Annotated in this window: 27 protein-coding genes and 1 tRNA gene; 13 read left to right on the top strand and 15 right to left on the bottom strand. The window is 66.2% G+C overall.

Annotation, left to right across the window (positions count from 1 at the left end; translation table 11 throughout):
• Positions 1 to 21: 21 nt before the first annotated feature.
• The 9 genes from OM960_RS11525 to fabD all read right to left on the bottom strand — a co-directional run bounded on the left by OM960_RS11525 (position 22) and on the right by fabD (position 8,156).
• Complete coding sequence (locus OM960_RS11525) at positions 22 to 1,365, bottom strand: DNA-packaging protein (RefSeq protein ID WP_264772043.1); 1,344 nt, start codon at positions 1,363 to 1,365, stop codon at positions 22 to 24.
• Positions 1,313 to 1,591: a hypothetical protein gene (locus tag OM960_RS11520; RefSeq protein ID WP_264772042.1), complete on the bottom strand. Its 279-nt coding sequence runs from the start codon at positions 1,589 to 1,591 to the stop codon at positions 1,313 to 1,315. Before OM960_RS11520 ends, OM960_RS11525 begins: the two co-directional genes overlap by 53 nt.
• Positions 1,592 to 1,862: 271 nt before the next feature.
• On the bottom strand, positions 1,863 to 3,020 hold the full coding sequence (mltG, locus tag OM960_RS11515) for an endolytic transglycosylase MltG (RefSeq protein ID WP_264772041.1): 1,158 nt from the start codon (positions 3,018 to 3,020) through the stop codon (positions 1,863 to 1,865).
• The gene (gene fabF, locus OM960_RS11510; RefSeq protein WP_263336579.1) at positions 3,020 to 4,282 is read right to left on the bottom strand and encodes a beta-ketoacyl-ACP synthase II; all 1,263 of its coding nucleotides are present in this window, start codon (positions 4,280 to 4,282) and stop codon (positions 3,020 to 3,022) included. Before fabF ends, mltG begins: the two co-directional genes overlap by 1 nt.
• Positions 4,283 to 4,469: 187 nt before the next feature.
• Positions 4,470 to 5,213 (bottom strand): 1-(5-phosphoribosyl)-5-[(5-phosphoribosylamino)methylideneamino]imidazole-4-carboxamide isomerase, encoded by a 744-nt coding sequence (locus OM960_RS11505; protein ID WP_263336581.1) that lies wholly within the window; start codon positions 5,211 to 5,213, stop codon positions 4,470 to 4,472.
• 189 nt (positions 5,214 to 5,402) lie between these two features.
• Positions 5,403 to 5,927, bottom strand: a complete 525-nt coding sequence (locus OM960_RS11500; protein ID WP_263336412.1) for a GNAT family N-acetyltransferase — start codon at positions 5,925 to 5,927, stop codon at positions 5,403 to 5,405.
• A 68-nt stretch (positions 5,928 to 5,995) separates the two neighbouring features.
• Entirely contained in the window at positions 5,996 to 6,229 is a 234-nt protein-coding gene (locus OM960_RS11495; RefSeq protein WP_128515501.1) for an acyl carrier protein, read from the bottom strand.
• A 185-nt stretch (positions 6,230 to 6,414) separates the two neighbouring features.
• Entirely contained in the window at positions 6,415 to 7,152 is a 738-nt protein-coding gene (gene fabG / locus OM960_RS11490; RefSeq protein ID WP_263336415.1) for a 3-oxoacyl-ACP reductase FabG, read from the bottom strand.
• Between the two features lie 74 nt (positions 7,153 to 7,226).
• Positions 7,227 to 8,156, bottom strand: a complete 930-nt coding sequence (fabD, locus tag OM960_RS11485; protein ID WP_263336417.1) for an ACP S-malonyltransferase — start codon at positions 8,154 to 8,156, stop codon at positions 7,227 to 7,229.
• Between the two features lie 127 nt (positions 8,157 to 8,283).
• Between fabD and OM960_RS11480 the strand changes: the two genes are divergently transcribed.
• The 4 genes from OM960_RS11480 (at position 8,284) to rplI (ending at position 10,390) form a co-directional block, all read left to right on the top strand.
• A complete protein-coding gene (locus tag OM960_RS11480) occupies positions 8,284 to 9,051 on the top strand; it encodes a cytochrome b (protein ID WP_264772040.1) in 768 nt (255 codons plus the stop codon).
• A 120-nt stretch (positions 9,052 to 9,171) separates the two neighbouring features.
• Positions 9,172 to 9,543 carry a 30S ribosomal protein S6 gene (gene rpsF / locus OM960_RS11475; protein WP_263336421.1) on the top strand — a complete coding sequence of 124 codons (372 nt, stop codon included), beginning with the start codon at positions 9,172 to 9,174 and terminating at the stop codon, positions 9,541 to 9,543.
• A gap of 28 nt (positions 9,544 to 9,571) precedes the next feature.
• Complete coding sequence (gene rpsR, locus OM960_RS11470; protein WP_105514010.1) at positions 9,572 to 9,799, top strand: 30S ribosomal protein S18; 228 nt, start codon at positions 9,572 to 9,574, stop codon at positions 9,797 to 9,799.
• 12 nt (positions 9,800 to 9,811) lie between these two features.
• Positions 9,812 to 10,390 (top strand): 50S ribosomal protein L9, encoded by a 579-nt coding sequence (gene rplI, locus OM960_RS11465; RefSeq protein WP_263336425.1) that lies wholly within the window; start codon positions 9,812 to 9,814, stop codon positions 10,388 to 10,390.
• 118 nt (positions 10,391 to 10,508) lie between these two features.
• Here the strand turns inward: rplI and OM960_RS11460 are convergent, their stop codons facing one another.
• Positions 10,509 to 10,991, bottom strand: coding sequence for a GFA family protein (locus OM960_RS11460; RefSeq protein WP_490372113.1), 483 nt, complete (start codon positions 10,989 to 10,991; stop codon positions 10,509 to 10,511).
• 230 nt (positions 10,992 to 11,221) lie between these two features.
• On the opposite strand from OM960_RS11460, the gene OM960_RS11455 reads away from it, so the two are divergent.
• A complete protein-coding gene (locus OM960_RS11455; RefSeq protein WP_264772039.1) occupies positions 11,222 to 12,406 on the top strand; it encodes an aminotransferase class I/II-fold pyridoxal phosphate-dependent enzyme in 1,185 nt (394 codons plus the stop codon).
• 27 nt (positions 12,407 to 12,433) lie between these two features.
• On the opposite strand, the gene OM960_RS11450 is transcribed toward OM960_RS11455, so the two are convergent.
• Positions 12,434 to 14,323 carry a PhoX family protein gene (locus tag OM960_RS11450; RefSeq protein WP_264772038.1) on the bottom strand — a complete coding sequence of 630 codons (1,890 nt, stop codon included), beginning with the start codon at positions 14,321 to 14,323 and terminating at the stop codon, positions 12,434 to 12,436.
• A gap of 194 nt (positions 14,324 to 14,517) precedes the next feature.
• Here OM960_RS11450 and OM960_RS11445 point away from each other — a divergent pair, with 194 nt between their 5' ends.
• The 5 genes from OM960_RS11445 (at position 14,518) to OM960_RS11425 (ending at position 18,614) form a co-directional block, all read left to right on the top strand.
• The gene (locus OM960_RS11445; RefSeq protein WP_263336431.1) at positions 14,518 to 15,210 is read left to right on the top strand and encodes a phosphatidylserine decarboxylase; all 693 of its coding nucleotides are present in this window, start codon (positions 14,518 to 14,520) and stop codon (positions 15,208 to 15,210) included.
• A gap of 3 nt (positions 15,211 to 15,213) precedes the next feature.
• The gene (pssA, locus tag OM960_RS11440; protein WP_263336433.1) at positions 15,214 to 15,972 is read left to right on the top strand and encodes a CDP-diacylglycerol--serine O-phosphatidyltransferase; all 759 of its coding nucleotides are present in this window, start codon (positions 15,214 to 15,216) and stop codon (positions 15,970 to 15,972) included.
• Positions 15,973 to 16,006: 34 nt separating this feature from the next.
• Positions 16,007 to 16,642 (top strand): class I SAM-dependent methyltransferase, encoded by a 636-nt coding sequence (locus OM960_RS11435; RefSeq protein WP_263336434.1) that lies wholly within the window; start codon positions 16,007 to 16,009, stop codon positions 16,640 to 16,642.
• Positions 16,643 to 16,900: 258 nt separating this feature from the next.
• Complete coding sequence (locus OM960_RS11430; RefSeq protein WP_264772037.1) at positions 16,901 to 17,410, top strand: hypothetical protein; 510 nt, start codon at positions 16,901 to 16,903, stop codon at positions 17,408 to 17,410.
• A gap of 223 nt (positions 17,411 to 17,633) precedes the next feature.
• Positions 17,634 to 18,614 carry a S8 family serine peptidase gene (locus OM960_RS11425; RefSeq protein WP_264772036.1) on the top strand — a complete coding sequence of 327 codons (981 nt, stop codon included), beginning with the start codon at positions 17,634 to 17,636 and terminating at the stop codon, positions 18,612 to 18,614.
• A 67-nt stretch (positions 18,615 to 18,681) separates the two neighbouring features.
• Here the strand turns inward: OM960_RS11425 and tig are convergent, their stop codons facing one another.
• From tig to OM960_RS11410, 3 genes are all read right to left on the bottom strand, one after another.
• A complete protein-coding gene (gene tig / locus OM960_RS11420) occupies positions 18,682 to 20,016 on the bottom strand; it encodes a trigger factor (protein ID WP_264772035.1) in 1,335 nt (444 codons plus the stop codon).
• Between the two features lie 19 nt (positions 20,017 to 20,035).
• Positions 20,036 to 20,120 (bottom strand) — tRNA-Leu (locus OM960_RS11415).
• A 158-nt stretch (positions 20,121 to 20,278) separates the two neighbouring features.
• Complete coding sequence (locus OM960_RS11410; RefSeq protein ID WP_264772034.1) at positions 20,279 to 22,093, bottom strand: NAD(P)H-hydrate epimerase; 1,815 nt, start codon at positions 22,091 to 22,093, stop codon at positions 20,279 to 20,281.
• Positions 22,094 to 22,271: 178 nt separating this feature from the next.
• On the opposite strand from OM960_RS11410, the gene OM960_RS11405 reads away from it, so the two are divergent.
• Positions 22,272 to 22,610 carry a P-II family nitrogen regulator gene (locus OM960_RS11405; RefSeq protein WP_263336444.1) on the top strand — a complete coding sequence of 113 codons (339 nt, stop codon included), beginning with the start codon at positions 22,272 to 22,274 and terminating at the stop codon, positions 22,608 to 22,610.
• A 73-nt stretch (positions 22,611 to 22,683) separates the two neighbouring features.
• Positions 22,684 to 24,090, top strand: a complete 1,407-nt coding sequence (gene glnA / locus OM960_RS11400) for a type I glutamate--ammonia ligase (protein ID WP_263336447.1) — start codon at positions 22,684 to 22,686, stop codon at positions 24,088 to 24,090.
• 65 nt (positions 24,091 to 24,155) lie between these two features.
• Here the strand turns inward: glnA and OM960_RS11395 are convergent, their stop codons facing one another.
• Positions 24,156 to 24,458: a hypothetical protein gene (locus tag OM960_RS11395; protein ID WP_264772033.1), complete on the bottom strand. Its 303-nt coding sequence runs from the start codon at positions 24,456 to 24,458 to the stop codon at positions 24,156 to 24,158.
• Between the two features lie 304 nt (positions 24,459 to 24,762).
• Between OM960_RS11395 and dddP the strand changes: the two genes are divergently transcribed.
• A complete protein-coding gene (dddP, locus tag OM960_RS11390; RefSeq protein ID WP_263336452.1) occupies positions 24,763 to 26,106 on the top strand; it encodes a dimethylsulfonioproprionate lyase DddP in 1,344 nt (447 codons plus the stop codon).
• The last annotated feature ends 6 nt before the right edge of the window (positions 26,107 to 26,112 follow it).

The raw sequence follows: 26,112 nt of genomic DNA, 5'->3' as shown, positions 1-26,112 counted from the left end.
ACAGCCCCCGTCCGACACCGTTCACAAGCTCCTGACTCGAGGTCGCCGCCATTTCGCCGCCGGTTCCACGATCAGCTCGCTCAGAGCCCAGACCAGCGCATCCACACGGTCGGGCGAACCCCGCCCCTCGTATCCCCGCGCCGTCATCCGGCACATCTGGTCCTCGAGCGTCCCGAGCCCGTGCAGGTGATGCACCCGCCCCTGCTCGTAAAGGGCCGCCACCGGCTCCGCCCGCGCGACCTTGCCCCGCGCCGCGCGCACCGCCCGGAACGGAACCACCGGGTCGATCTGCCGCACCACGCTCTCGACCAGGTCGCCGCCCTGGTTGACCTCCGCGACGAGCCGCTCCGCGCCGTGCCGCTCCACCGCCGCGATCGCCGCTCGCGCCCAGTCGGCGGGCGACGCCGCCGGGACACTCGCATCCTCCAGCACCCAGGCCCGCCATTCCGACGGCGCCCCCTCGGTCAGCGCGCCCACGACGACGATCCCGCATTCGTCCGAACCGGCATGCCCCGTCACCGGCGGATCGACCGCGACGACGATCCGGCTCAGCCGCTCGGGCGCCCCGGACCGGCAGGCCTCAAGGCTCGCCGAGGTCCAGAGCGCCCCTTCCGCATCCTCCAGAAGCACCCCGTCGAGCTCCTGCCGCCCGAGCCGCGTCCCGGCATAGCGCGCCCGGACCTCGTTGAGGAACGAAGCCGCGAGATAGGCCCGGTTCGCCTCGGTCGGCGCCTGCGTCAGCACCGTCGAGGGATTGCGCAAGATCGCCTTCAGGACACCCACGTTGCGCGGCGTCGTTGTGACCACCTGGCGCGGATGCTGTCCGAGCCGCAGCGCAAACTGCAGCATGTCCCAGGCGTCTTCCGCCTTGCCCCATTTGGCCAGTTCGTCGACCCAGGCGGCATCGAACTGCGGTCCCCGGAGGCTTTCGGGACTATGCGCCGAATAGATCTCGGCCACCGCGCCGTTCGGCCAGACGAGCCGCTTGCGCCCCGCCTCCCAAAGCGGCCGCCGGTCTGGCGGAGAACAGGCGAGGATGCCGCTCTCGCCGAAGACCATGACCTCGCGGACCTGATCGACCGTCTCGCCCACGAGCGCGACCCGCCGCGCCCGGCCGGGATCCTCCGGCCGCGCACCCTCGACCTCGGCGCGCACCCATTCGGCCCCGGCGCGGGTCTTGCCCGCGCCGCGCCCACCCATGATCACCCAGCTCTTCCAGGCCCCATCGGGCGGCAGCTGATGCGGCAGCGCCCAGAACTCGAAGAGCCAGGGCAGCGCCGCAAGCGCCTCGTCGCCAAGCCCGGAAAGAAACTCATCCACAACCTCCGGCCTCGCGGAGGCGAGCCAGGCGGCGGCAGATCTCATCCTTTGCGGCGTCGAGGTCGAGCGCCGCGCCAGCGACGCATCCGCCTTCCGCTTCGTCGAATTGTGCAATCCTTGCCCTTTCCTCGAACACGATCCTGAGCGCGGATCGCAAGTCCTTGACGGCCTGTGTCCCGTCCTTCAGCCTGTCGAATTCACCCCGTTCGATCCGACGGATCGCGGCGGCGATTTCCGACGCGTAGCCGCGAAACAGTTCATCCGCTTCCACGACAAGTGTCCTGGAAGGCGGCTCTTCAGCCGGAAGCTCTGTTGTCATTAAGTTAGCGCCCGCCTCTCATGCCCGCCCGCACGAGAGAAATGAAAAAGCGGCGATGGGGTCACCCCCCGCGCCGCTCGCCCACTTCTTCTAGCATGCCCGAAGGTATATCCGGGACCGTTCGCAAAGTCAAGCGAAAACGTATTTGATTACAAAGACTTGGCGCGCGATCTATTTACCGCGCGTTAACCGTTTCCGAGAGCCAGGCGGCCGGCCGCCCGGCTCAGTTCCCGGCGCCCTGCTCCGCCTCGATCGCCCGCCAGCGCGCGACATTGTCGTTGTGCTCGGCCAGGGTCTTGGCAAATGCATGCCCACCCGAGCCATCGGCAACGAAGAACAGGTAATCGGTCTTTTCGGGATTGAGCGCCGCCGCGATGCTGTCCGCGCCCGGATTCGCGATCGGGGTCGGCGGCAGCCCGTCGATCACATAGGTGTTGTAGGGTGTGCGCCCCCTAAGCTCGCTCTGCCTCAACCCGCGCCCCAGTACCCCCTGTCCCTTGGTAATCCCGTAGATCACGGTCGGATCGGTCTGCAGCTTCATGCCCTGCGCAAGCCGGTTGAGAAACACGCTCGCCACAAGCGCGCGCTCCCCCGGAACACCCGTCTCCTTCTCGACGATCGAGGCCATGATCAGCGCCTCTTCCGGCGAGGCATAGGGCAACCCGTCTGCCCGCTTCTCCCAAAGCTCGGCCAGCGTCTTTTCCTGCGCCGCGCTCATCCGCGCGACGAGGTCGGCGCGCACCGCCCCGCGTTCGACCTCATACTGCTGGGGCGCGAGCGTGCCCTCGGCCGGGATGTCCTTGATCTCCCCGGACAGGAAGTCCACGCGCGACAGCGCGTCGATCACCTGCCAGCTCGTCACGCCCTCGACCACGGTCACCCGCAACCGAACATCGGGCTCCCCGACGAGCGCCGCGAAATCGTCCGGCACCGGCCCCTTTGCCGGATCGAACTTCGCCAGCTCCGCCAGCTGCCCGGTCGCCGGGTCGAGATCGCTGACCACGACGTTGGTCTCGGCAACGCCGATCCTCAGGTTGACCTCGGTCCCGCAGGTCGACACCCCAAGCCCCGTCGCCTCGGCGATGATCTCTTCCATAGAGGCACCCGGAGCGATCAGATAGGAGCCCGCCTTGAGTTGCCCGGACCGGTCCGAGTAATCCGCGCCGACCCTGAAGATGTAACGGTTGGAGATCGCCCCCTGCGCCGCGAGATCGTCCGCGAACCTGCTGAGCGTCCCGCCCTTGGGAACCTTGACGCAGATCGCCTCGGCGAGCGGTCCCGGCCCGACATACTGCCGCTGCCCCCAGGCCACGACGCCGGCGACCGCCATCAGGAGGACGATGGCGATCGTGAGAAAATTCGCGGCAATGTGCTTCCACATCAGGCCGAGACCCGCCCCAGCACCAGCGAGGCATTGGTCCCGCCAAATCCGAACGAGTTGGAAAGCGCCACGTTGATCTCGCGCTTGACCGCCTTGTTCGGCGCCAGGTCGAGCTTCGGCTCCACCGCGGGATTGTCGAGGTTGATCGTCGGCGGCGCCACCTGGTCGCGGATCGCGAGAACGCAGAAGATCGCCTCGACCGCGCCGGCCGCGCCCAGAAGATGCCCGATCGCCGATTTCGTCGACGACATCGTGGCCTTCGCCGCCGCATTGCCCATCAGCCGCTCGACAGCGCCAAGCTCGATCGTGTCGGCCATGGTCGAGGTGCCATGCGCGTTGATGTAGTCGACCCGGTCCGGCGTGATCCCCGCGCGCGCCAAGGCCGCCTGCATCGAACGATAGCCGCCGTCCCCGTCCTCGGAGGGCGCCGTGATGTGATAGGCGTCGCCGGAAAGCCCGTAGCCCAGCACCTCGGCATAGATCTTCGCGCCCCGCGCCTTGGCGTGCTCGTATTCCTCCAGCACGACGACGCCTGCGCCCTCGCCCATTACAAACCCGTCGCGATCGGCGTCATAGGGCCGCGAGGCCTTGGTCGGATCGTCGGCCCGCTTGGTCGACAGCGCCTTGCAGGCATTGAACCCGGCGATTCCGATCTCAGAGATCGGGCTCTCGGCGCCGCCCGCGACCATCACGTCGGCATCACCCCACTGGATGAGCCGCGCCGCATCGCCGATCGCATGCGCGCCGGTGGAGCAGGCGGTCACGACCGCGTGGTTCGGCCCCTTGAACCCGTAGCGGATCGAGACCTGACCGGAGATCAGGTTGATGAGCGCGCCCGGAATGAAGAACGGAGAGACCCGCTTCGGCCCCCGCTCCTTGATCAGGACCGCCGTCTCAGCGATGGAGGACAACCCGCCGATCCCCGAGCCGATCATCACGCCCGTGCGCAAACGGCCTTCCTCGTCCTCCGGCATCCAGCCAGAATCCTTCACCGCCTGATCGGCCGCGGCCATGCCGTAGAGGATGAAATCGTCGACCTTGCGCCGGTCCTTCGGTTCCATCCAGTCGTCGGGGTTAAACGTCCCGTCCGTGCCATCGCCGAACGGAATCTCGCAAGCATAGGTCGTGGTGACGTTCGATGCATCGAACCGCGTGATCGGCCCGGCCCCGGACTTCCCTGCGATCAAACGCTCCCAGGTCTCTTCCACGCCACATGCCAACGGCGTGACCATACCCAGTCCTGTTACGACGACCCGCCTCATTGCGATCCTCACTCAGTTTGCAATCCGGGGATTGATACACGGCCAAGGCGGACACGGGCAAGACCAGTTCACCGCATCGGCCGGAGCGCGCCACCGGCCGCCCGGTGTAAGCGGGCGGCCGGTCCTGAACCGCAAGGTCATGCACGAACGGCGGGCGCTCGCGGACCGGCGCCAACGCCGGTCGAAATCAGATGAACTCCGCGACGTGCGACGTATCCGGCCGTGCCTCGCGCAGAGCTTCCTTGAGATCGACAGTCTTGTTGAACAGCGCCCGCCCGACAATTGCGCCGGAGACCTCGCCGAGAAGCCGCAACCGCGAGATGTCGTCGACCGTGCGAACGATGCCGCTGGCGATCACCGGAATCTTCGTCCGCGCCGCGAGCGCAGAGATCACGCCCAAAGCGGCGTCCGATTCCTGCAAGTCATAGTCGATGTCAGTGACGATGATGGCGGCGAACGGCGTGCCTTCGAACGCATCGAGGAAGGCCTCCGGCGTATAGGCGCTCTGGCTCTTCCAGCCGTGCGTCATCACATGTCCCTTCCAGACATCCACGGCCAGAACGATCTGGTCGGGATGATGATCAGCCAGTTCCTTCACCAGATGCGGATTCTGCGCGGCAAGAGTCGACACGACGACCCGCCCCGCGCCGTGGTCGATCCACTGCTCGATCCGGTCACGCGAGCGGAAGCCGCCCCCCAACTGAACCGGAATCCCGGCCCCCCGGATGATGTTCAGGATCAAGTCGTGGTTCTCGTTGCTGCCATGCATGGCGTCGAAATCGGTAACATGCATCCATTCCGCGCCAGCATGGGCGAATTCCTGAGCCTTGACGACAGGATCGACGTGCCAGATCGACGGTTCCTCGATCCGGCCGCGCGCTAGGCTGACGCACCGGCCGTTCTGAATTTCGATCGTGGGGTACAGGATCATGTCAGCGCCTCCATGCAGTTTGTCCCTTGACCGGAGCGGTCGGGCTCTCTGGGAAGCCGCCACGCTTCGGGCGGCGGCCTTCCCTCGAAGTTTATGGCTGTTGGCGCTAAACCCAAAGGCGATTCCGACGCTTTTGCAAAGAATCCGTCAGATTCCGCCCACTGCCTGCCCAAGCCCCGCTGGCGCCCCTCAAACCCCGAGATCGCGCGCCAGGAGCATTACCCGGTCGCCCAGATCCTCGCATTCGCGCATCGCGACGTAGCCGAGCCTCTCCGCGATCGCGAAGGACGCCGCATGTCCAATCTCGATCATCGCATGGCTCCGCCCACCGAAGGCCTGCGCGTCGAACCATCGATGTGCAGCCGTCACCGCCTCGCGCCCGTAACCCTGACCGTGCGTCCAAGCGCTCAGCACCCATCCGGCCTCCGGTGCGGCGTCAAAGTCAGCGCCAATCCCGCGCCGGCCGGTGAAGAACCCGGTCTGGCCGATGAATGCGCCATCGGCCTTCCTTGTGATCGCCCACTGGCCGAACCCCTCGATCACCCAGTTCCCCGCGATCTTCAGAAAGACCGCCCAGCTCTCCTCCTCCGAGCGCGGCTTCGCACCGATGAAGCGCACGACCTCCGGCTCCTGCCAGAGCGCCGCGAAGGCCGCGAAATCCTCCCGCACCATGGCCCTGAGCCTGAGCCGTTCCGTCTCGATCACCGGCACCATCACGCACCCCCAAAAGCAAAGCGGCGCCCCCTTCGGGACGCCGCTTCATATCCGTCTCGAGGCGCCGGTCAGGCAGCTTCGGAGATGAACTTCACCGCATCGCCGAAGGTCTGGATCGTCTCGGCGGCGTCGTCCGGAATTTCGATGCCGAACTCTTCCTCGAACGCCATCACCAGCTCGACGGTGTCAAGGCTGTCCGCGCCCAGGTCGTCGATGAACGAGGCGCTCTCGGTCACCTTGTCCGCCTCGACGCCCAGATGCTCGACGACAATTTTCTTCACGCGATCTGCGATGTCGCTCATGTCAAATCCTCATTTTCGCGGGCCTTTCCCGCCTCCTGGTCCCTTGCTCTCACCGAGCGGCTCCGGCCCCGCATCCTCGCGAAGGCCACCGGCGATGCACAGTGCATCCCCCGGCACGTCGTCGCCGCCTATAGCACAGTCTAATCCCGAGGCAAACGCTTTCGCAACGTCCACCAGGGACCGTCTCAGGCCATGTCCATGCCGCCGTTCACATGCAGCGTGGCGCCCGTGACATAGGCCGCCTCCGGGCTCGCGAGATAGAGCGCCGCGGCCGCGATTTCCCGCGCCTCGCCCATCCGCCCGGCCGGGATCTGCGCCGAGATCCGCGCCTTCTGCTCGTCGTTGAGCTTGTCCGTCATCGCCGTGGCGATGAAGCCCGGCGCGACGCAATTGACGGTGATGCCCCGGCTCGCCACCTCGTGCGCGAGTGCCTTCGACATGCCGGTCAGCCCCGCCTTCGCGGCGCAGTAGTTGCCCTGGCCCGGATTGCCGGTCGTGCCGACGATCGAGGTGATGTTGACGATCCGCCCCCAGCGCGCCTTCATCATGCCGCGCAGGACGCCGCGACAAAGCCGGAAGGTCGAGGTCAGGTTGACATCGATCACCGACTGCCACTCGTCATCCGACATCCGCATGAAGAGGTTGTCGCGGGTGATCCCGGCATTGTTGACGAGGATGTCGACCGCGCCCATCGCCTCGGCGGCCCGCTTCGGCAGCGCCTCGACCGCGGCCGGGTCCGAAAGGTTGCAGGGCAGGACATGCGCCCGCTCGCCCAGTTCCGCCGCCAGCTCATGAAGCGGCGCCTCGCGCGTTCCCGACAGCGCCACCACTGCGCCCGCACCATGCAGCGCGCGCGCGATCTCGCCTCCGATCCCGCCCGACGCGCCGGTGACCAGCGCCGCTTTTCCCGTCAGATCGAACATGCCTCAGCCCCTCACTTTCTGTCTTCAAATACTCCGGGTGGGGTTCGGGGAGGGCAGCGCCCTCCCCGTCCGCCCTATCCTTTCGCCGCGGCGACATCCTCCGGCGTGCCCACCGCGCGGCATTCGCCTTCCTTGGCGATCCGGCGGATCATGCCGCACAGCGCCTTGCCGGCGCCGATCTCCCAGAACTCGGTCACGCCCTTCGAGGCCATGAACGCCACGCTCTCGCGCCAGCGCACCGAACCCGTCACCTGCTCGACCAGGAGCGAGCGGATCGTCGCCGGATCGGTCACGTCATGGGCCGTGACATTGGCGACGAGCGGCACCTTCGGCTCGTCGATATGGACATGGCTCAGCGCCTCGGCCATCGCCGCCGCGGCCGGCGCCATCAACTCGCAGTGGAAGGGCGCGGAGACCGGCAGCAGGATCGCCCGCTTGGCGCCCTTCGACTTGGCGATCTCGAGCGCCCGCTCGACCGCGTCCTTGTGGCCCGAGACCACGACCTGTGCCGGATCGTTGTCGTTCGCCGCCTGGCAGACCTCGCCCATCGCCGCTTCGGCCGCGACCGCCGTCGCCGCCTCGAAGTCGAGCCCGAGAAGTGCTGCCATCGCGCCGACGCCGACCGGCACCGCCTCCTGCATCGCCTGCCCGCGCAGGCGCAAGAGCCGCGCCGTGTCGGCGAGGCTCAGCGCCCCCGCCGCGCAGAGCGCCGAATACTCGCCGAGCGAGTGCCCAGCGACGAAGGCCGCCGAGCCGACCTCGATCCCCTCCGCCTCGAGCGCCCGCAAGGCCGAGATCGACGTTGCCATCAGCGCCGGCTGCGCGTTCCGGGTCAGCGTCAGCTCCTCCTGCGACCCTTCCCAGATCAGCGCCGAGAGCTTCTCGCCGAGCGCGGCGTCGACCTCGTCAAAGACCGCCCGCGCCGCCGGATAGGCCTCGGCGAGCGCCTTGCCCATGCCGATGACCTGTGCCCCCTGGCCCGGAAATACGAAAGCGCGCGTCATGATCCATCTCCCCAACGGTTTCTGACCGCATAGCCTGCCCGGCCCCGCCGTGCAATCCACGAGCGCCCGGCTGGCGCCGCCACGACACTCGGATATCATGCGCGAAAGGCCCCGAACGGAGACCGCCATGCCCCGAGCGACCGCCACCCGCCACGGCTTCGGCCGCGCGGCCCGTGCGTTCCACTGGCTCTGCGCGCTCGCGATCGTCGCGGCGGCGGCGCTCGGCCTTTACATGCTGCGCCTGCCCGCCGGCTCCGAGACCGAGGTCGCCGCCGTCTACCGCGCCTTCTCGGCTCACAAGACGCTCGGCATCGTCGCGCTCGCGCTTATCCTCGCCCGGCTTAGCTGGACACTCCGCCACCCCGGTCCCGGCCCGCTCCACCCTGCGCGGCGGGTCGAGACATTCCTCGCCGACCTGGTGCACTGGATCCTCTGGGGCGCGATGCTGGCGCTGCCGGTGACCGGCTGGCTCCACCACAGCGCCGCGCCGGGCTTCGCGCCGATCCTCTGGCCGTTCGGCCAGTCGCTGCCGCTGGTCTCGGCCGACGAGGCCAGGGCGCTCGAATGGCGAACCCTTCACCGGGCGGCTTCTTGGCTCCTTTACGGCGCGCTCGCCCTCCACATCCTCGGCGCGCTGAAACACGCACTCGTCGACCGCGACGCGACGCTTGCCCGCATGGTCACGGGCAACGGCCCGCCGGTGGCGCCCGCACGCGCCGGGCGGTACGCCGCCATTCTCGCCGCAGCCCTCTGGACCGCCACCATCGCCGTGAGCCTCCGCCTCGCCCCAGAACCGGAACCCGACCCGTTCGGGGCGTTAAACGGCCTCGACAGCCTTGACGGAATCGACGGCTTCGGCGAACCGGTGCTTCCGGGCAGCGCGCCCTTGCAATAGCCGCCGATTCCTTTATAAGGCCGCATCCTTCCGCTTTCACGAAACCGGCGAAGCCTCTCGTGGCGGGTCGCGGAAGGTCTGAACCCGCCGTTGAAGCCGCCCGAAACGACAGGAGTACGCATGCCGCTTTATGAGCATGTCCTCATCGCGCGTCAGGACCTTTCCAACGCGCAGGCCGAAGGCCTCATCGAACACTTCTCCACTGTGCTCAACGACAACGGCGGCAAGATCGTCGATCACGAGTACTGGGGCGTCAAGACGATGGCCTACAAGATCAACAAGAACCGCAAGGGCCACTACGCCTACCTGCGTTCGGACGCGCCCTCGGCCGCCGTGCAGGAGATGGAGCGCCTTGCCCGTCTGCACGACGACGTGATGCGCGTGATGTCGATCAAGGTCGACGCGCACGAGGACGGCCCCTCGGTCCAGATGCAGAAGCGCGACGAGCGCGGTGATCGTGGCGACCGCCGCGACCGCGGCGACCGCCGTTGATCGAAGCCTGAGGAAAGGAACTTAACCCATGGCGAACAAACCGTTTTTCCGTCGTCGCAAGGTCTGCCCCTTCTCGGGCGACAACGCGCCGAAGATCGACTACAAGGACGTCCGTCTTCTCCAGCGCTACATCTCCGAGCGCGGCAAGATCGTGCCCGCCCGCATCACTGCCGTCTCGGCGAAGAAGCAGCGTGAACTGGCCCGCGCCATCAAGCGCGCCCGCTTCCTCGCCCTTCTGCCCTATGCCGTGAAGTAAGGAGACCGACCCATGCAAGTCATCCTGCTCGAACGCGTGGCCAAGCTTGGCCAGATGGGCGAAGTCGTCAAGGTGAAGGACGGCTACGCGCGCAACTTCCTGCTGCCGCAGGGCAAGGCGCTGCGCGCCTCCGAAGCCAACATCCAGAGCTTCGAATCGCGCAAGGCCCAGCTCGAAGCGCAGAACCTCGAGACCCGCAACGAAGCCGAGAAGGTTTCCGAGAAGCTCGACGGCCAGATCTTCGTCGTGATCCGCTCGGCCTCCGACGCCGGCGCGCTCTACGGCTCGGTCACGCCGCGCGACGCCTCCGACGCCGCGACCGAGGCCGGCTTCACCGTCGACCGCAAGCAGATCGTGCTGACCCGCCCGATCAAGGAACTCGGCCTCCACGACGTCGAAGTCGTGCTGCACCCGGAAGTCTCGGCCACGATCAAGCTCAACGTCGCCCGCTCGACTGAGGAAGCCGAACTGCAGGCCACCGGCAAGTCGATCCAGGAACTGGCAGCCGAAGCCGAAGCCGCGGCCGATTTCGAGATCGCCGAGCTCTTCGACGACATCGGTGCCGCCGGACAGGACGCCGACGCGGAATAATACCGACCACCACTCACGACACCGAACCGCGCCGGCCCGTCCGGCGCGGTTTTCTTTTTCCTAGCCTTGGACTTTTTGGGTTCTCTTTGCGGAGAAAGCCGCCATCTGAACCTATCGTTTACCGGATCTGGTGACAGGTTTCGAACACAGTCGCCTTTTGCGCGGCGCCATCATTTGTCGTGGCGTGCTCGAAGAAGGTTGGCAGGCCGGCAGGAACGACCGTGTCCGAGCGCGCAGCTCCGAGAAATACGTGCTTCGAGGTTGCCGGATCGATCGGGAACCAACACGGTTCGTCGAAAGTGCCGGCATAAACGCCAACCACATTCGGAAACCGCTCGAAGCTGAGCCAAAGCTTCGTGCCGCAGTCCGGGCAAAAATGGACGTGGACCAGCTTTCCCGATCCCGCCGACACCTGATCGAAAGTCTTGGGCGAGCCGGCAAGCACGACGAACGTGTCGGCGTCAAAGATCGGCTCGACCATATAGGCCGATCCCGTGGCCTTCTGGCAAAACCGGCAGTGACAGACAGTCACTCGGTTGGGCATCGCAAGAGTTGCGTAGCGTATAGCGCCGCACAGGCACGCTCCCTCGTTTCTCGTCATTGCTGCATCCCGGTTTTGTAAGGCTTCCTTAATCGGCTGCCACCGCGAAGCGTTGCACATTGCAACGCGGTCTTGAAGGCGAACTTGCTCGAACGCCTTCTGAGGAATCCGGATTGAGCGACCATTCACCGGCAAGGGGCTACCGTTTGTCTTGCCCGGCATGCCGTCATGGGTCGCGTTCTAGCGATTTCTGGCGCATCATCGCCGCGTACACGTTGAAAGGAGGTTCCATGTCGATCATCTCGCACCACGCCCGCGCCGCAGCCGACGAGATCAAGACGGTCTTCGACTTCTTTTCTTCCTACCGGGCCGACGCCGCCGACGGGCAGGTCGTGGCCGACCTCACCTTTGGCAATCCGCACGAGATGCCGCTTCCCGGCCTCGTCGCCGCGCTCAAGACCCACAGCGAGCCGCAGCGCACCGACTGGTTCGCCTACAAGACCAGCGAGGAGGACGCGCGCGGCGTCCTGGCCCGTGCGCTCTCGCAGGAACTCGGCCTCGGCTTCGTTCCCGAGGACATTGCAATGACCACGGGCGCCTTCGGCGCGATCGCGCTCGCCTTCGCGATGCTGCTCGATCCCGGCGACGAATGCATCATCCCGGTGCCGGGCTGGTTCTGCTATGGCACCGTGCTGCGCAACGGCAACGCCGTCCCGGTGAAGGTGCCGCTTGCCGAGGACACGTTCGACCTCGACCTCGCCGCGATAGAGCGCGCGATTACGCCGCGCACCCGGATCGTGGTGGTCAACACACCGCACAATCCCACCGGCATCATCTATTCCCGCGAGCGACTGGCCGAGCTCGCGGCACTCCTGACCGCCAAATCGGCCGAGATCGGGCGGCCGATCTTCATCCTCTCCGACGAGCCCTACCGGCGGATCCGCTTCGACGGCGCGGGCTTCACCAGCCCGGCCGAGCTCTATCCCTGGACGCTCATCGACTACAGCTACGGCAAGGTCCTGCTCGCCCCCGGCCTTCGGATCGGCTATCTCGCCATCGGTCCGCTTATGCCCGAGGAGGCCAAGGCGGAACTTCGGGCGCTCGCCACCTCGACCCAGGTCGCGCAGGGCTGGACCTTCCCCGACGCGCCGCTGCAATACGCGGTCGCCGACCTCGAGGCGCTGTCGATCGACATTCCGGCGCTTCAGGCCAAGCGCGACCGGATGCATGGCGCGCTCGAACAATGGGGCTACCGGATGACCCGCCCCGCCGGCACCTTCTACCTCTGGGGCCGGGCGCCCGGCGGCGACGCTGTGGCCTTCACCCGCAGGCTCGCGGAGCGCGGGGTCTATGTCATGCCGGGAACACTCTTCGAACGGCCCGCGGATTTCCGCATCAGCCTGACCGGCAGCGCCGAGATGATCGAAGCGAGCCTGCCCGCTTTCGAGGCCGCCAAAGGCAATGCCCGCGCCTGAGGCGCGGGCATCCTTCATGAAGCGAGGTCAGCCGACCAGCGCGTTGTCATTCCGCTTGATCGCGATGACGGTCGAGCGCGGCAACTTGCCCGTGCCATCCGGGAAGGGCGCGGCAGGGTGCTGGATGCCCACGAACATCGTTCGCCGATCCGCCGACCAGGTGAGACCAGTCACCTCGGCGCCGAGTGGCCCGGTCATGAACCGTTCGATCTGACCGGTCGCCGGATCGCCCGCGAGCATCTGGTTGTTGCCCATCCCGGCGAAATCACCCTCGTTCGTGTCTTCGCCGTCGGTCTGGATCCAGAGCAGGCCGGTCGTGTCGAACTTCATCCCGTCCGGAGAGTTGAAGAGATTGCCGGCATTGACGTTCTTCGACCCGGCATAGGCGTCCTTGTGCACGGTGGGGTTGCCGGCCATGACATAAAGGTCCCAGCCGAACCGGTCCGAGCCGTGATCGTCGTCCTCCGGATACCAGCGCACGATCTGGCCGTATTCGTTGGCCTCGCGCGGGTTCGGGCCGTTCACCGGGGTCGGATCGCCGCCCTCATTCGGCTTCTTGCCGCGGTTCTTGTTGTTGGTCAGGGCGCAGTAGCCCTCGACCGCAACCGGGTTGACCGCGACCCATTCCGGCCGGTCCATCGTCGTCGCGCCGACCTTCGAGGCGGCCATCCGGGTGAAGATCCGGATCTCGGCCTCGCTCATGCCTGTCGCCTCGGGCGTCAGCTCCACCCATTCGCCGGTCAGATCGTCGTCGAACCGCGCGACGTAGAGCCGGCCGTCGTCGAGGAGCCGCGACGTGCCCACGCCCGGCGCATAGAACCCGTCCGAGACGTAGCGATAGAGGAACTCGCCCCGCTCGTCATCGCCCATATAGACCACGACCCGCCCGTCCGGCGCGAGCGTCACGGCCGTGTTCTCGTGCTTGAAGCGGCCGAGCGCGGTGCGCTTCACAGGAACCGAGGCCGCGTCGGCAGGGTCGATCTCGACGATGTAACCATGCCGGCGCGGTTCGTTCGGCGTGGTCGCGATGTCGAAGCGCGGATCGAACTTCTCGTAGGCATAACGGCTCTCGCGATCCACTCCGTAGCGCTTGAAGTCGTCCGGCAGATCCTGCTCGGCGACGGTCGAGCCGAAGTAGCCGTTGAAGTTCTCCTCGCAGGTCAGATAGGTGCCCCAGGGCGTCCGGCCCGCACCGCAATTGTTGAGCGTGCCGAGCACCGTCACCCCCTCCGGATCAGCCGCCGTCTTCAGTAATGCGTGTCCCGCCGCCGGCCCCGACAGCCGCATCGGCGTCCGGTGGGTGATGCGGCGGTTGAAGGGCGAGCCGACCACGACCGACCAGCCGTCCGGCCCCTCGGCGATCTCGAAGACCGAGACGCCCTGAAGGTTCTGCAGCTTCGCCACGTCCTCGGCGGTCGCCGGCACGCCGTCGGTGTTCTGCGGCAGGTTCACCTCTGGATTGGCAGTTTCGTGGTTGACGGCAATCACCTGATGGCCGCCGATCTCAAAGAGTTCCATCCCGTCGGTGTTCTCGCCGAAGATCCGGTCCGATCCTTCGGCGCTGCCGCCGGTCGCGTGGTCGAAGGCCGGCGCGTCCGCAAAAAGTGGATCACCCCACTTTACCACGGGCTGCCAGTTGTAGCCCTCGGGCACATGAACGGTGTGGTCGGTCTGCGCCTGGATCGGCGCGAAGGCGAAGCGCCCGCCCGATGCGGCCGCCTCTGCTGCCGGCGCGGAGAGGAGCGTCCCCGCCCCCATCACCGCCGCGCCCGAACCGAAGGCGATCACGCCGCCGAGGAACCCGCGCCGCGACAGCGCCCGCTCCACGACACGGTCGAAACCGGATTCGGCCGGGCGTGGATCGTTCAATTCGTCCCATTCGTCCCAGGACAGGCGGTGCGTGTCGGTGGCTTTCATGTCATGCCCTCTCGCGGTAATGATATTCTGCGACAATTTCGGACGCTTCCGTAACGGAAACTTGTTACTCCGATGAAATCTGCGCAACGCTCCGCCGCGGCGCTTCGCATTCTGTTGCACCCCGAGCGGGATGCGTTTTAAAGAAAGGCGCCGGCTCTCCGGCCACATCGAAATACCCGGCCAGGAGCCCACCGATGTCCATGCTTTCGACCTTCATCAAGCCGATGCACCGGGAGGGCTACCGCTTCGTCGGCATCTTCGCCGCCGTGACGCTCGTGCTTTTCCTGATCGCGGAACCGCTGGGCTGGATCGGGGTCGGCCTCACCGTCTGGTGCTACTACTTCTTCCGCGACCCCGAGCGGGTGACGCCGGTGCGCGAGGGGCTAATCGTCTCCCCCGCCGACGGCATCGTGCAGATGATCGGCAAATACGCCCCGCCCGAGGAACTCGGCCTCGGCACCGAGCCGATGACCCGCGTCGCGGTCTTCATGAACGTCTTCAACTGCCATGTGAACCGCACCCCGATCGCCGGGCGCGTGGAGAAGATCGCCTACCGGCCCGGCAAGTTCTTCAACGCCTCGCTCGACAAGGCGAGCGTCGACAACGAAAGGAACGGCCTCGCAATCCGGCTCGAGGACGGCCGCGCCATCGGCGTCGTGCAGATCGCCGGCCTCGTCGCCCGCCGCATCGTCTGCGAGGTGAACGAGGGCCAGCCGCTCCAAACCGGCCAGCGCTTCGGCATGATCCGCTTCGGTTCGCGGCTCGACGTCTACCTGCCCGAGGGCGTCTCCCCGCTCGTCGCGGTCGGCCAGTCGACGATCGCCGGAGAGACCGTGCTCGCCGACCTCATCTCCACCGAAACGCCGCGCCTTGGCGTGAGACGCTGACCGATGAGCGAGCTTCCGCAGCCCGAACCCGAAAGCGACAGCCAGCCCTTCCTGGCGCTGCTGCCGAATCTCGTGACGATGATCGGGCTCTGCGCCGGTCTCACCGCGATCCGCTTCGTGCTTGCCGGCAAGTTTGAGCTCGCGGTGATCCTGATTATCTTCTCGGCGGTAATCGACGGGCTCGACGGGCTTCTCGCCCGCCGCCTGAAGGCCACGAGCGAGATCGGCGCCCAGCTCGATTCCCTGTCCGATTTCCTGAATTTCGGCGTCGCGCCAGGTCTTCTCGTCTACCAGTTCGCGCTTGCCGAGAGCGAAAAGATGGGCAGCTGGATTGTCGTCCTCGTCTATGTGAGCTGCACCTGCATGCGGCTCGCGCGCTTCAACGTGGCGCAGAACAAGGCTGCCGTGACCGGGATCAAGCCGCCGCCGCATTTCGTCGGCGTCCCGGCGCCGGCCGGCGCGATGCTGGCGCTCCTGCCAGCCTTCGTCGCGTTCGAAACCGGCGCCGAGCCGGCGCCGCCGCTTCTGACCGGGGGCTATCTCCTCGGCGTCGGCCTTCTGATGGTCAGCCGACTGCCGACCTTCTCGCCGAAGTCGCTGCGCGTGCCGAAGGCGAAGACCGGCTGGATCATGATCGCGACGGCATTGGTGATCGGCGCGCTGCTGGCCTGGTTCTGGCTCTCGCTGATCCTGCTCACGGCTGTCTACGGCCTCTCGCTGTTACATTCGTTCTACAAGGTATTCCGGCACGGGCGAGGCTGACACCGCCGCCTCCGGCCACAGGAAAGGACAGGAATTGGAACTCGCCGCCGTAAAAACCTCGTACAAGTACTGGGCCCCGATCTACGATTACACCTTCGGTGCGATCACCCGTGCCGGTCGCCGTCGCACGGTCGACTATGTCAACACGCGCTCGGGCCGAGTGCTCGAGATCGGCGTCGGCACCGGCCTGTCGCTGCACCGCTACGGCCGCCATCTCGAGGTGATGGGCATCGACGTCTCGCCCGACATGCTCGACAAGGCGCGCCAGAAAGTCGCCGAGAAGGGGCTGACCCATGTCACCCGGATCTCCGAGATGGACGCCCGCACACTCTCCTTCCCCGACGACCATTTCGACACCGTCGTGGCGATGTACCTCGTCTCCGTCGTGCCCGAGCCTGAACGCGTGCTGGCGGAGATGGCGCGGGTCTGCAAACCGGGTGGCGAGGTGCTGATCGTCAACCACTTCGCGCGCGACAAGGGCGTGCTCGCCGCGATCGAGCGGCTCTTCGCCCCGCTCGCACATATCATCGGCTGGCATTCGGATTTCGCGATGGAACGGGTGCTCGGCGCCGACGCCCTCGAAACCGTCAGCGTGCAAGACATCGCGCCCTTCGGCCTGTTCACCTTCCTCAAGCAGCGCAAGCTGAACGCGGAATCGGCCGCGGCCTGACACCGCGGCCCTCGAAGATCGGCAGGCGCCCGGCAGCCGGACGCCTCATGCCCGCCACATTGCCGCTGCAACCTACACTCGTGCCGCCCCGGCCGCTCCGCGCGGACCGGGGCGATACCGGGGGCTTGGGCTGCGGGGCGGAGGATGAACGCTCGAACCCGTCGGAGTGCCGGCGATCCGTGCGCGGACCGTCGCAAGTCAAGCCCCGGCCTCGCCGGAGCGATGTGCCTCGTGATGGCGCTCATCCCTCACAAAGCCATGCCGCAGCAGTTCTGGGAGATGACGCAGCTCGTCGACGCGCGCGCAGGCACGAGCCTGAGCGACATTGCGCGACAGCTCGGAACCGGCGGGTACGAACTCTCGGACGGCTCACCGGTCGCGTTCTCGGACTGGTATTCAAGCAGCTGGACCGACCTCCGCCTCACCTGGGTCACGCAAGTGAGCCAGAACTTCGGCGTCTATTGGGGCTTCGGCACCGGCGAGCGCGGCCCAAAGTACGAGATCGAACCGAGCCTGAAGCTCGGCCTGATCGTGCTGCAGCCCGTCTCGCGGAACGGGATGCTTTCGCTCTCGGCGACCACGGTGATCGGGGGCGCTTTCAACGAGGGTACCTGTACCGCCGATTACGGCGCGATCGGCGGGACGCAGACCGTCAACTGCCGGCTCGCGGCCTCGGTTTTGCCGCCGGAAGAAACCCTGGCCTATCTCGTCCATGAGAAACCGGCCGACCGATTCGAGCTGATTCTACGCTACCGGCTCTCGTTCTAACTCAACAAGTTCACTGCGTTACGAGGATTGATCACAAAATCAGAACAACGACGTTGCCCGGAGCGCCAATCTCCGGCCCGAGACGGCAAAGCGCGCAATTTCTTTGACAGGTCCGGACCGGCTTCACCCACAATGTCACATCAGACACCAGAAACCTTTGCCCAGCGGCCCCACCGGCCAGCCCGGCGCCAGGGCCGCTCCTTGACCGAAAGGAGACGGATCCTTGCGTTTCAACGGTACCCTCCTGAGTTTCGTCGCGGCCAGCCTGATTGCCGTGACCGCCCCGATCAACCCCGCCACGGCGGACGAACCCGACCTCTTCCTCCACGCGAGGGGAGACAAGGGCAAGCCGGGCGGCAACGACGGCGGAACGCCCAGCGCGCCCACCTACTATTCCTGGATGAGCCCCGAGATCCAGGCCGCCTGGGACGCGGGCTTCCTCGGCCAGGACGTGTCGATCACCGTCGTCGACGACTTCAACAGCCGCAGCAAGGGCTTCGGGAACCTCGGTGACGGCATCAGCCGCAAGCGCCACGGCGAGTGGACGCTGAAGCAGGCAGGGATGATTGCCCCCGAGGCGTTGACCTTCGCCGACGAATTCACCGTCGAGTCCGCGGTCACGCTCCGGTCCGGCATGAACGTGATCAACGCCAGCTACGGGTTCCAGGAACTGGCCAGCCTCTACAGCACCGGCTGGGAAAACGCCTATCCGCAGGAGAAGTCGATCATCGACGCGGCCCGGAACGGCACTGCGGTCATTTCGAAATCCGCCGGCAATAACGGCCTGCCGATCGGCTCCGTCCTCGCCGACGGCAGCCAGGACTTCCTCTCGCTCGGCCTCGTCGGCACGCAATCGGCGATCTTCGTCGGCGCGACCGACTGGAACGGCACGGTGAGCGCCCCGGCCCTGCTCGCCAGCTATTCGAACTACCCGGGCGCCAACACGACGATCCAGAACCAGTTCCTCGTGGTCGGCGTCGACAGCTCCACGACAGGGCTTGCCGGCACCTCGTTCGCGGCGCCGATTATAAGCGGCTATGCGGCGGTGCTGTCGAGCAAGTTCAAGTCCGCCAGCGAAACCCAGATCGCGAACCAGCTCCTCTCGACCGCGCGGCAGGACACGCTCCTGTTCTACGACCCGCAGTTCCACGGCCGCGGCGAGGCGAGCATCACCCGCGCGCTCGCCCCCGCCTCGATCCAGTAGACGGCCGCTTGCAACGAAAAAGGCCGCGCGGATCGCGCGGCCTTCGGTGTTTCCAATCGGATGCCGATCAGAGCTCGTCGAGCGCCTCGACCGCCTTCTGCAGATCGTCCTTGGAGACTTCCTTCTCGGTCACCTTCGCACCCGAGACGACGAGGTCGACGACCTTGTCCTCGAAGATCGGCGCGCGCAGCTGCTGCTGCATCTGCGGGTTCTTCTGCACGAATTCGAAGAACGCGCGCTCCTGGCCCGGATACTGCCGCGCCTGCATCATCACCGCCTGGGTCATCTCGGAGTCACTGACCTCGACCTTCTCCTTGCGGCCGATCTCGGCCAGCAGGAGACCGAGGCGCACGCGGCGCTCGGCGAGGGCCTTATGCTCCTCGGTCGGCTCGATCGAACCGTGGTCGTGGTGGTGCACGTCCGGGTTCTCGTCATGCCAGAGCTGGTGGGCGATCTGGCCGGCCTCGGCCTCGACGAGGCTCGGCGGCAGGTCGAACTTCACCAGCTTGTCGAGCGCGTCAAGCAGCCCCCGCTTCATCACCGCGCGAGCCGCGCCGTGGTACTCGGCTTCCAGCCGCTCGCTGATCTGGCCCTTCAGCGCCTCGAGGCTCTCGGCCCCGAACTGCTTGGCCAGCTCGTCGTCGATTTCGGCCGGCTTCGGCGCCTTCACGGCCTTCACCGTGCAGTCGAAGACCGCTTCCTTGCCCGCAAGGTGCTTTGCACCGTATTCCGCCGGGAAGGAGACCTTCACCGCGACCTCGTCACCGGCCTTGGCGCCGACCAGCTGGTCCTCGAAACCGGGGATGAACGAGCCCGAGCCGAGCTCGAGCGGGTAGTCCTCGCCCGCGCCGCCCTCGAAGGCCTCGCCGTCGATCTTGCCGACGAAGTCGATCACGACCTGGTCGCCGTCCTTGGCCTTGGTGCCCTTCTTGCGGTCCTCGAAGTTCTTAGCCGACTTCGCGAGGTTCTCGAGCGCCTCGGTCACGGCGGCTTCATCGGCCTTCACGACGAGCTTCTCAAGCGTCAGCGCCGAGGTGTCGACCTCCGGGATCTCCGGCAGCGCCTCGTAGGACATCTCGACCACGACATCGTCGCCCTCTTTCCAGTTCTCGCCGCCCTGCATCTCGACCTTGGGCTGCAGCGCCGGACGGTCGCCGGTGGCCTCGAAATGCGACTTCATCGCGCCGTCGATCGCGTCCTGCATCGCATCGCCGAGGATGCGCTGGCCGAACTGCTTCTTCAGAAGCGCCATCGGCACCTTGCCCTTGCGGAAGCCCTTCATCTCGACTTCCGGCTGCGCCTCGATGAGCTTCTCGTTCACTTTCGCGTCCAGATCGGCGGCCGGCACGGTGATCGTGTAGCTGCGCTTCAGGCCGTCTTTCAGGGTCTCGGTGACCTGCATTCCTTCGTCCTTTTCCTCATGGTGCGGGTGGAGGGACTTGAACCCCCACGCCTTGCGGCGCCAGAACCTAAATCTGGTGCGTCTGCCAGTTTCGCCACACCCGCAATACCCCAGAGCGGCCCCGACCGGAACCGCCCCCGAAATCGGCGCCCTTCTAGCAAGAGTCCTTGGGCGATGCGAGCGGAAAAGTATCACCGCGCCAGTTCGGCCGGCCGATGGTTTCGCCCAGCCGGGTCGCTTCGGATCAACGGAAATCCATCCGTCAGAGCCCGAGATCGCGGAACACCGCCGGAAGCTCTTCGGGCAGGTCCTCGGCGATGAGGCCGGGCCCGAACTTCCGCGCGCATTCGACGTGGAGCCAGGCGGCAGCCTCCGCCGCCGGCATCGGCGCCAAGCCGCGCGCCAGAAGCCCGGCGATGAACCCCGCGAGCACGTCGCCCGATCCCGCCGTCGCGAGCCAGGGTGCCGCGCGGTCATAGTGCGCCGAGTTGATGGAACAGCGCCCGGACGGATCCGCGATCACCGTGTCCGGCCCCTTGAAAAGCACCACACAACCCGCCCGCGCCGCCGCCTCGCGCGTCGCGTCGACCTTGGAATAGGCGGGGCCTTTCGTTGCCGGTTCCGCGAGCTTCTCCGCGATGTCGGGGAAGAGCCGGGCAAACTCGCCGGCATGGGGGGTGAGGACGCAACGGTCGTGGAGCGCGGCAAAAAGGCCAGGTTCGCAAGCGAGGATCGTCAGCGCGTCGGCGTCGAGGACGACGGCACGCGCGGCCCCCCGCCCCTCTCCCCTCCCCACGAGGGGGAGGGGAAGCGCCTCCACCCCGGTCGCACCACCAGCCTCACCGCAGCTCCCCTCCCCCTCGTGGGGAGGGGATGGGGGTGGGGGGACATGGGCGCCAACGCCGAGCGCCGCCGCCACCAGCGCCACCTCCCGCGCCCCGGTCCCGAGCCCCGGCCCGAGGCAGAGCGCGTTGATCCGCTCGTCCTCAAGCACAACCCCAAACGCATCGGCATCGGCGACGGGCTTCAGCATCACCGCATCGAGCCGCGCGGCATTCTCCGTCAGCGCCTCAGGCGGGCATCCCACGGTGACCAGCCCCGCCCCGATTCTGAGCGCCCCCCGCACGGCGAGGCGCGCGGCCCCGCCCCTGCCCGTACCGCCAGAGAGGACCAGCGCGTGGCCATAGTCATACTTATGACGAGCCATAAACGTTCGTTTGAACAATTCGGAGGCGGGCCAGACTACTCTCCTGTGTCCCGCAGGCCTGTCAAAATCAAGCGCGATCACCTGATCCGAACTGCGCGGAAGCATGAGATGGCTTGGATGCCGGTCTTCGCGTCCCAGCCCGATGTCGACAACGCGCACTGGCCCGCAAACATCGCTCAGCGAATGGCCGATTTTCCGCCGATGAAAGGTGACCGTCAGATTGGTTCTCAAGAGCCTTTTCGACGCGTCGTTGAGCCACCATTCGCTCCATTTCTCCGCGTCTTCATCGTCCTCATCTACAGCTGGCGGTGGCGGAATAAGAAACTTGCCACTGTCGCAGTCCAAACCCGACGGGCAGTCCACAGCCACCCGGTGGAAAGGAACCAGCCATGGATGGCGCTCTCCCACGGCACGTTTCTCGATTGCATGGTGAGCCTCGGCGAGATCGAGCGGGATCGCGCGGCGCAAACCCGTGCCGAACATTGCATCAACCAGAAGCACAGGACGCGCGCCTGCCGCGACGGCGTCGGACTTCAGATTCAGCACTTCGCCCATGCTGACCCACACGTCATAATTCCGCCGCGCATCCGGTGGCAGCTTCGCGGGGTCGCCGTAGAGGTACACCTCCACCTCCCAGCCCTTGTCTAGCAGCCGCCGCGCGACGACAAACCCATCGCCGCCGTTGTTGCCCGGGCCGCAGAGCACCACCGCCCGGTGGGAGGTCTTCGCTAGCTCCGGCCATTCCTCGAAGATCGCCTCGACGACGCCGCGCCCGGCGCGTTCCATCAGCTCCAGCCCGGTCACTTCGCCCGAGGCGATCGCCGCCTGTTCGATGGCGCGCATCTGCGCGGCGGTGAGGAGTTCGGTCATGCTCAAACCTCGATGTTCGCAAACTGCCCGCGATCCGGGCGAAATGCTCAAATTTTGGGCAGCAACGCAGGAATCCCCGACGCTCAGACCCCGAGCGGAGCCTAGCCAATTGTGCCGGCCCGGCGGAAGTGGTGACAGGGGCCCGACCGCAGGAAATTACCCCGGGGAGAGTCGGCCCATGAAGAAGATCGAAGCCATCATCAAGCCCTTCAAGCTCGACGAGGTGAAGGAGGCGCTTCAGGATGTCGGCGTCCAGGGGCTCAGCGTCATCGAGGTCAAGGGCTTCGGCCGCCAGAAGGGCCATACCGAGCTCTACCGCGGCGCCGAATACGTCGTCGACTTCCTGCCCAAGGTGAAGATCGAGGTCGTGCTCTCCGACGACATGGTCGAGGCCGCGATCGAGGCGATCATCTCGGCCGCGCGCACCGACAAGATCGGCGACGGCAAGATCTTCGTCACCCCCGTAGAACAGGTCATCCGCATCCGCACCGGCGAGACCGGCGAGGACGCGATCTGATACCCCGGAGCGCAGGAAGGGCCTGATCCCGCCCTGCGCCCGGCCCCGCAACACCCAACCGAAAGGAAGAGACATGAGCGCCAAGGACGTTCTCAAGCTCATCAAGGACGAGGAAATCGAATACGTCGATGTCCGCTTCACCGACCCCAAGGGCAAGCTGCAGCACGTGACGCTGATCGTCGACATCATCGACGAGGACTTCTTCGAGGAAGGCTTCATGTTCGACGGCTCTTCGATCGCCGGCTGGAAGTCGATCGACCAGTCCGACATGAAGCTGATCCCGGACACGTCCTCGATCTACATCGATCCATTCTACGCGGAAAAGACGCTCTGCATCCACTGCAACGTCGCCGAGCCCGATACCGGCGAGCCCTATTCCCGCGACCCGCGCGGCACCGCCGCCAAGGCCGAGGCTTACCTCAAGTCCACCGGCATCGGCGACACCGCCTATTTCGGCCCCGAGGCCGAGTTCTTCATCTTCGACGACGTCCGCTATTCGGTCTCGCCGCAGAAGGTGTCCTACCAGATCGACAGCCATGACGCGGCCTGGAACACCGACACCGAATACGAGATGGGCAACCAGGCGCACCGCGCGCTCCACAAGGGCGGCTACTTCCCGGTCAACCCGATCGACGCCTCCCAAGACCTGCGCGGCGAGATGCTCTCGACCATGAAGCGCATGGGCATGAAGGTCGACAAGCACCACCACGAGGTGGCGACCGCCCAGCACGAGCTTGGCCTCATCTTCGGCGGCCTCGTCGAGCAGGCCGACAACATCCAGAAGTACAAGTACGTCATCCACAACGTCGCCGCCGCCTACGGCAAGTCGGTGACCTTCATGCCGAAGCCGATGAAAGGCGACAACGGCTCGGGGATGCATGTCAACATGTCGATCTGGAAGGGCGGCAAGCCCTTGTTCGCCGGCGACAAGTATGCCGACCTCAGCCAGGAAGCGCTCTGGTTCATCGGCGGCATCCTGAAGCACGCGAAGACCTTGAACGCGTTCACCAACCCGTCGACAAACTCCTACAAGCGCCTGATCCCGGGCTTCGAGGCACCGGTCCTGCGCGCCTACTCCGCCCGCAACCGCTCGGGCTGCGTCCGGATCCCGTGGACCGAAAGCCCGAAAGCCAAGCGCGTCGAGGCCCGTTTCCCCGATCCGGCGGCGAACCCCTACCTCGCCTTCGCGGCGCTTCTGATGGCCGGCCTCGACGGCATCAAGAACAAGATCGATCCGGGTCCGGCTTCGGACAAGGACCTCTACGATCTGCCGCCGGAAGAACTGGCGGGCATCCCGACCGTCTGCGGCAGCTTGCGTGAGGCGCTCGAGGCGCTCGAAGCCGACCACGGCTTCCTGCTCGCGGGCGACGTGTTCACCAAGGACCAGATCGACGGCTACATGGCGCTCAAGTGGGAAGAGGTCTATGCCTACGAGCATACGCCCCACCCGATCGAGTACCAGATGTACTACAGCTGCTGAGGCATTGCCCGGCATGGAAAGGGCCCCGATCCGGGGCCCTTTTTCTTTTCCCTCTAGCGACAGCTTCAGGCGTGTGCGCCCGCTTTCGCGCCGATGTGGATGTGGGCCTTGCCTTCCGACACGGTCGGCGCCGCCGCGCTGATATGCGCGGCATTGGCCTTCAGCCACTCCTTCGCCACGGCGAGGCTCTTGTCGGTCCCCGCCTTGTCGGTGCAGACCGTCACGGTGAAACATCCGTCCTTCGTCTCGACCAGATCGTAGCTGACGAAGCCGGGCACGCCCGAGATGAGCTTCTCGACCTCGCTCCGGCGCGAGATGAGGAGCTTCGTCAGCTCCTCCACGCCCTTGCCGGCATAGCTGCGTAACATGACATGCATCGCGAAAGCCCCCTCCTTGAACGATTGTGGAAAGATCGTCTCGGGGCACCCTGTTCGCGCCCGGAGGCGACGGCGGAAGGATAGCGAAACCCGACCGATTCTTGCACGCTTGCGCGTGACTGGCGGTTCCATCGGCCATTTTCGGCGCATGAGCGTTGGGCGAGGCTGGCACGGGGGGGCGACGCAGCGGGAATCCGCGCCGCGAAAGGGCGGAATCTGACCGTCCCCGCGTCGCAATCGGGGGGGACGGCGGCGGGAACCGCTTCCATCCTGCCCGCTGAAACCGGAGGCTTCCATGGACACTCACTACCGCGACATCCGCAAGATCGATCCCTCGAAGGGCTCCACGCTCGGCGACGGCACCCCGAACGACAACAACCGCGTCGAGATCGGCCCGACGCAACTCGCCTTTCGCGAATGGGAAGCCGCCGGGCTCACGCTGCCCAATCTCGAACGGATGCGCGAGCATCGCTGGAAGCGCCTGACGAAGGCGGTCGTCGATCGTGGCTGGGGCGGCCTTCTGATGTTCGACCCCCTGAACATCCGCTACGCGACCGACTCGACCAACATGCAGCTCTGGAACACCCACAACCCGTTCCGCGCGCTTCTTCTCTGTGCCGACGGCTACATGGTGATGTGGGACTACAAGCAGTCACCCTTCCTCTCCGAGTTCAATCCGCTCGTCCGCGAGCAGCGGTCCGGGGCGGATTTCTTCTACTTCGACCGCGGCGACAAGGCCGGCGACGCCGCCCGCCGCTTCGCCGCCGAGGTGAAGGACCTGATCGCCGCGCATGGCGGCGCCAACACCCGGCTCGGCGTCGACAAGATCATGCTGCACGGGCTCCGCGCTCTCGAAAGCCAGGGCTTCGAGGTCATGGAAGGCGAGGAAGCGACCGAGAAGACCCGCGCCATCAAGGGCATCGACGAGATCCTCGCGATGCGCTGCGCCCATGACGCCTGCGAGAAGGCGGTGGCCGAGATGGAGCGCGCCTGCCGCGAGGGCGTGCCCGGCGGCAAGATGAGCGAGGACGACGTCTGGGCCGTGCTTCACGCAGAGAACATCAGGCGCGGTGGCGAATGGATCGAGACCCGTCTCCTCGCCTCCGGGCCCCGCACCAACCCCTGGTTCCAGGAATGCGGCCCCCGCCTCATCCAGCCGAACGAGATCGTTGCCTTCGACACTGACCTCATCGGCTCCTACGGCATCTGCATCGACATCTCACGCACCTGGTGGGTCGGCGACGCCAAGCCCACCAACGCGATGATCTATGCCATGCGCCACGCGCACGAGCACATCATGACCAACATGGAGATGCTGAAGCCCGGCGTCTCGCTGAAGGAACTGACCTTCGGCGGCCACCACCTCGACGAGCAGTTCCAGAAGCAGAAATACGGCTGCAAGATGCACGGGGTCGGGCTTTGCGACGAGTGGCCGCTTGTCTCCTACCCCGATGCCTGGGTCGACGGCGCCTTCGACTATGTGATCGAGCCCGGCATGGTGCTCTGCGTCGAGGCGCTGGTCTCGCCCGAGGACGGTGATTTCTCGATCAAGCTCGAGGACCAGGTGCTGATCACCGAGACGGGGTACGAGAACCTGACGAAATACCCCTTCGACGAACGGCTCATGGGGCTGGCCTGAACCAGC

Source organism: Defluviimonas salinarum, from assembly GCF_026013545.1.
Classification (GTDB): Bacteria; Pseudomonadota; Alphaproteobacteria; order Rhodobacterales; family Rhodobacteraceae; genus Albidovulum; species Albidovulum salinarum.
This window is presented reverse-complemented; position numbering and strand designations above follow the sequence as displayed.

What these genes read in the sequence shown, in the direction of transcription:
- OM960_RS11525 (WP_264772043.1), bottom strand. Translation starts at nt 1,365, where the DNA reads ATGAGATCTGCCGCCGCCTGGCTCGCCTCCGCGAGGCCGGAGGTTGTG.
- mltG (WP_264772041.1), bottom strand. Translation starts at nt 3,020, where the DNA reads ATGTGGAAGCACATTGCCGCGAATTTTCTCACGATCGCCATCGTCCTC.
- fabF (WP_263336579.1), bottom strand. Translation starts at nt 4,282, where the DNA reads ATGAGGCGGGTCGTCGTAACAGGACTGGGTATGGTCACGCCGTTGGCA.
- OM960_RS11505 (WP_263336581.1), bottom strand. Translation starts at nt 5,213, where the DNA reads ATGATCCTGTACCCCACGATCGAAATTCAGAACGGCCGGTGCGTCAGC.
- OM960_RS11500 (WP_263336412.1), bottom strand. Translation starts at nt 5,927, where the DNA reads ATGGTGCCGGTGATCGAGACGGAACGGCTCAGGCTCAGGGCCATGGTG.
- OM960_RS11495 (WP_128515501.1), bottom strand. Translation starts at nt 6,229, where the DNA reads ATGAGCGACATCGCAGATCGCGTGAAGAAAATTGTCGTCGAGCATCTG.
- fabG (WP_263336415.1), bottom strand. Translation starts at nt 7,152, where the DNA reads ATGTTCGATCTGACGGGAAAAGCGGCGCTGGTCACCGGCGCGTCGGGC.
- fabD (WP_263336417.1), bottom strand. Translation starts at nt 8,156, where the DNA reads ATGACGCGCGCTTTCGTATTTCCGGGCCAGGGGGCACAGGTCATCGGC.
- OM960_RS11480 (WP_264772040.1), top strand. Translation starts at nt 8,284, where the DNA reads ATGCCCCGAGCGACCGCCACCCGCCACGGCTTCGGCCGCGCGGCCCGT.
- rpsF (WP_263336421.1), top strand. Translation starts at nt 9,172, where the DNA reads ATGCCGCTTTATGAGCATGTCCTCATCGCGCGTCAGGACCTTTCCAAC.
- rpsR (WP_105514010.1), top strand. Translation starts at nt 9,572, where the DNA reads ATGGCGAACAAACCGTTTTTCCGTCGTCGCAAGGTCTGCCCCTTCTCG.
- rplI (WP_263336425.1), top strand. Translation starts at nt 9,812, where the DNA reads ATGCAAGTCATCCTGCTCGAACGCGTGGCCAAGCTTGGCCAGATGGGC.
- OM960_RS11460 (WP_490372113.1), bottom strand. Translation starts at nt 10,991, where the DNA reads ATGACGAGAAACGAGGGAGCGTGCCTGTGCGGCGCTATACGCTACGCA.
- OM960_RS11455 (WP_264772039.1), top strand. Translation starts at nt 11,222, where the DNA reads ATGTCGATCATCTCGCACCACGCCCGCGCCGCAGCCGACGAGATCAAG.
- OM960_RS11450 (WP_264772038.1), bottom strand. Translation starts at nt 14,323, where the DNA reads ATGAAAGCCACCGACACGCACCGCCTGTCCTGGGACGAATGGGACGAA.
- OM960_RS11445 (WP_263336431.1), top strand. Translation starts at nt 14,518, where the DNA reads ATGTCCATGCTTTCGACCTTCATCAAGCCGATGCACCGGGAGGGCTAC.
- pssA (WP_263336433.1), top strand. Translation starts at nt 15,214, where the DNA reads ATGAGCGAGCTTCCGCAGCCCGAACCCGAAAGCGACAGCCAGCCCTTC.
- OM960_RS11430 (WP_264772037.1), top strand. Translation starts at nt 16,901, where the DNA reads ATGCCGCAGCAGTTCTGGGAGATGACGCAGCTCGTCGACGCGCGCGCA.
- tig (WP_264772035.1), bottom strand. Translation starts at nt 20,016, where the DNA reads ATGCAGGTCACCGAGACCCTGAAAGACGGCCTGAAGCGCAGCTACACG.
- OM960_RS11410 (WP_264772034.1), bottom strand. Translation starts at nt 22,093, where the DNA reads ATGACCGAACTCCTCACCGCCGCGCAGATGCGCGCCATCGAACAGGCG.
- OM960_RS11405 (WP_263336444.1), top strand. Translation starts at nt 22,272, where the DNA reads ATGAAGAAGATCGAAGCCATCATCAAGCCCTTCAAGCTCGACGAGGTG.
- glnA (WP_263336447.1), top strand. Translation starts at nt 22,684, where the DNA reads ATGAGCGCCAAGGACGTTCTCAAGCTCATCAAGGACGAGGAAATCGAA.
- OM960_RS11395 (WP_264772033.1), bottom strand. Translation starts at nt 24,458, where the DNA reads ATGTTACGCAGCTATGCCGGCAAGGGCGTGGAGGAGCTGACGAAGCTC.
- dddP (WP_263336452.1), top strand. Translation starts at nt 24,763, where the DNA reads ATGGACACTCACTACCGCGACATCCGCAAGATCGATCCCTCGAAGGGC.